Consider the following 3,393-nt stretch of genomic DNA (forward strand, 5'->3'; position numbering starts at 1 on the left):
TGACCAGCTCAACCACCTCATTGTCAAAGGGGAGTTGACCAAAATCAATCTTCTCTAAAATCTTATAACCTTTATGGATTTTCTTCTCAACTTGTCGGTTAATTGTCAGCTTTTTCATACTCTCTATTGTATCAAAATTTTCAAAAATTCACAAAGTCTCTTCCTTAAAAATACGATTAACATTGAAGATTTAAAACTCTTATTTGACATTCTCCTAGCTTTTGTTGACTAATTGATTCATCATATTAGACTTTAGCGTTTTGTCCCGAATTAAACACTTGCTTTATTTTCAAAACGTTTTAAATTATGGTATACTGTTGTAAGAAAATTTTTAGGAAATAAGGCAAGGAAGTATATTTTTGTGAAAAAAATTACCAAAACGATACTCGATGCTATGAGTACCAGACTAGGATTTGTCTTTACCCTACTGTTGCTATATTGGTTTAAAACCATGTGGGCCTATACAGTAGACTTTAATTTAGATATTCAAGGCTTCTATCAGGTTTTTCTCGCAGTCATTAACCCGATACCGTTAAGCCTCTTATTGATCGGTCTCGCTTTTTATATTAAGAGAACCAAACTCTTTTATTTGCTATCTTTTAGCATCTATGTCATTTTATTTATCTGGTTGATTTCCAACTCGATTTATTATCGTGAGTTTACAGACTTTGTAACGGTTAATACCATGCTGGCCTCTAGTAAGGTTTCCGCCGGTCTTGGAGCTGCAGCCTTAGAATTATTCCGTCCCTGGGATATTATCTATATTTTAGACTTCCCGATTCTAGCTTTCCTCTTCTTAAAGAAATTGGTCAAACTAGATCACCGTCCCTTTAACAAACGGGCAAGTTTTGCAGTGACTTCGCTCTCTGCTATGCTCTTCTCTGCCAACCTTTTCTTGGCAGAGATTGACCGTCCGGAATTGTTAACGCGTGGCTTCTCCAACTACTATGTAGTTCGTGCGCTTGGTTTACCTGCCTTTTTGGGTTACAGTGCCAACCAGACTTACATGGCCAATAAAGAACGCTCAAAGGCTTCTGAGGTTGACTTGAAGCCAGTTGAAGAGTATGTTGCTAGCCATTATGCTCAACCAAACCCAGAAACCTTTGGACTTGCTAAAGGTCGTAATGTTATCTATATCCATTTGGAAAGCTTCCAACAATTCTTGATCGACTATAAATTGAAAGTCGATGGCAAAGAATACGAAGTGACCCCTTTTATCAACTCGCTCTACCATTCAAACGAAACCTTTGCATTTGCCAATGTCTTCAACCAGGTAAAAGCTGGTAAAACATCGGATGCAGAAACCATGATTGAGACTGGCTTGTTCGGTTTGAACCAAGGTTCCTTTATGGTGAACTACGGTGGGACCAATACCCAGCAAGCAGCTCCTTTCATTCTTTCTAAGAATGGCTACCAATCCAGTGCTGTTTTCCACGGAAATGCCGGAAGCTTCTGGAACCGTAATACAGCCTACAAACAATGGGGCTACCATTACTTCTTTGATGCCTCTTATTTTACCAAGCAAGATGATACCAACTCTTTCCAGTATGGACTTAATGATAAGATCATGTTGAAAGATTCCATCAAGTACTTGGAACACATGCAACAACCGTTTTATACTAAGTTCATTACCGTTTCTAACCACTATCCTTATACGACGAGTCTGATTGGTGACGAAATTGGCTTCCCTCTTGCAGAGACGCAAGATGAAACCATTAATGGCTATTTCGCAACAGCCAACTACTTGGATGCTTCCATCAAGGCCTTCTTCGATTATCTCAAAGCTTCTGGTCTTTATGAGAACTCCATTATTGTTCTGTACGGGGACCACTACGGTATTTCTAATTCTCGAAATCCAGCTCTGGCTCCTTTGCTAGATAAGAACTCTGAAACTTGGTCTAGTTATGACAATGCCATGTTGCAACGCGTACCGTATATGGTGGTCATTCCTGGTATGGACAAGGGGAAAGTGATTGAGACCTATGGTGGAGAGATTGATATGCTTCCAACATTAGAACACTTGTTAGGAATTGATTCTAAGAACTTCCTTCAAGTTGGTCAAGACTTGTTATCTCCAAATCATAGCCAAATCGTAGCTTTCCGTTCTGCTAACTACTTTGTGACTCCTGAGTATACAAGTTACAGTGGCCGGACCTATTACACCAAGACTGGTGAAGAAATCACCAATCCAGACGAATCAACGAAAGAGCAACTGGATAAAATCCGTGAGGCAGCGAATCTACAACTCAAGATTAGTGATAGTATCCAAACAGGAGACCTCTTACGATTCTATACAGGAAATGATCTTGGTAAAGTCAACCCGGATGACTACTCCTACAATAACTCGATGAAAGCATTGAAGAAAATTGAAAAAGAAAAAGGGGATGCCTCAACCAGCCTCTATAGCCAAAAAGGCAATCAATCAACGGTTGATCTCTTCAAAGCACCAAGCTATAAGGAGCTCCACCCTGAACAGTTCAGTTCATCTTCTTCAAGTGAGGATTCCAGCTCAAGTAGCTCAAGCTCATCTTCATCAGAAAAAAAATAAGATTGGGACCTCCCAATCTTATTTTTGAATATAGACAAACTGTTTTTACTTTAAGGAAGCTGGACTGTTTTTCAAAATAAACTTCTATTACCTTGGATTATTAAAGCAAATCTAAAACTTTCCGCTGTGAGAAAAGTACTTGAAACACTATGTTTCAAGTACTCGGGAGTTTTGAAACTTTAGGTTCAAAACTAAGTCTTGGAACTTCAGAGAAGTTCGCTGACGTCCGTACTCACCTAAGGAAAGTTTTTAAGAGGGCATTATCTTCTATTTGAAATAAGATTGGGAAATCCCAATCTTATTTTTTTTTATTTATTTCTTCCATTCAAAAACAGAAGCTGTTAAATTCTCTACATAGAATGGACGTTTGTTTCGGCTATTTCCAACAAGGAGCTCAAGATGATTTGCGTTCTGGAGATAGAATGGTAGTCCACTGGTGTTAAAGATAACATAATAGTGTTTATCCCAGGTCAATTCAAAGACCACAACACCACTACCCATATCGGCAGTATGTACAAAGACATGTTGATAAATCTCCTCATAAGATTCGAGGGACAAGGCAGGTAGGGTCTTCTTCAAATGAATGATTTGACGCACATATTCGATTGTATCCTTGTTGACAGATACTAAATCCCAATCGACTTGGTTGACGGCATCTGGCGCATTATAGGAATTCATAGCCCGTTCTCGATCTTCATGTGTCACTTCTCCATCTTCGCCCGTTGCAACTAGTTTGGTTCGTAGGAACTCTTGTCCAACTTGCATAAAGGCCATCCCTTGGAAGAGGAGATTCATGGCTGTCGCCATTTCTACCTGCTTCTTAATTTTTTCCTGAGAATCATTTG

Annotated in this window: 1 protein-coding gene and 1 pseudogene; one reads left to right on the forward strand and one right to left on the reverse strand. The window is 39.2% G+C overall.

Translation table 11 applies throughout. The features are described from left to right. Positions 1-361: 361 nt before the first annotated feature. Positions 362-2,548, forward strand: coding sequence for an LTA synthase family protein (locus ACLOR3_RS06985; RefSeq protein WP_048716960.1), 2,187 nt, complete (start codon positions 362-364; stop codon positions 2,546-2,548). Positions 2,549-2,860: 312 nt separating this feature from the next. Here ACLOR3_RS06985 and ACLOR3_RS06990 read toward each other — a convergent pair. Further along, positions 2,861-3,393, reverse strand: a pseudogene (locus tag ACLOR3_RS06990) (type I pullulanase); the annotation flags it as partial.

It is taken from the genome of Streptococcus intestinihominis, from assembly GCF_046824975.1.
Lineage (GTDB): Bacteria > Bacillota > Bacilli > Lactobacillales > Streptococcaceae > Streptococcus.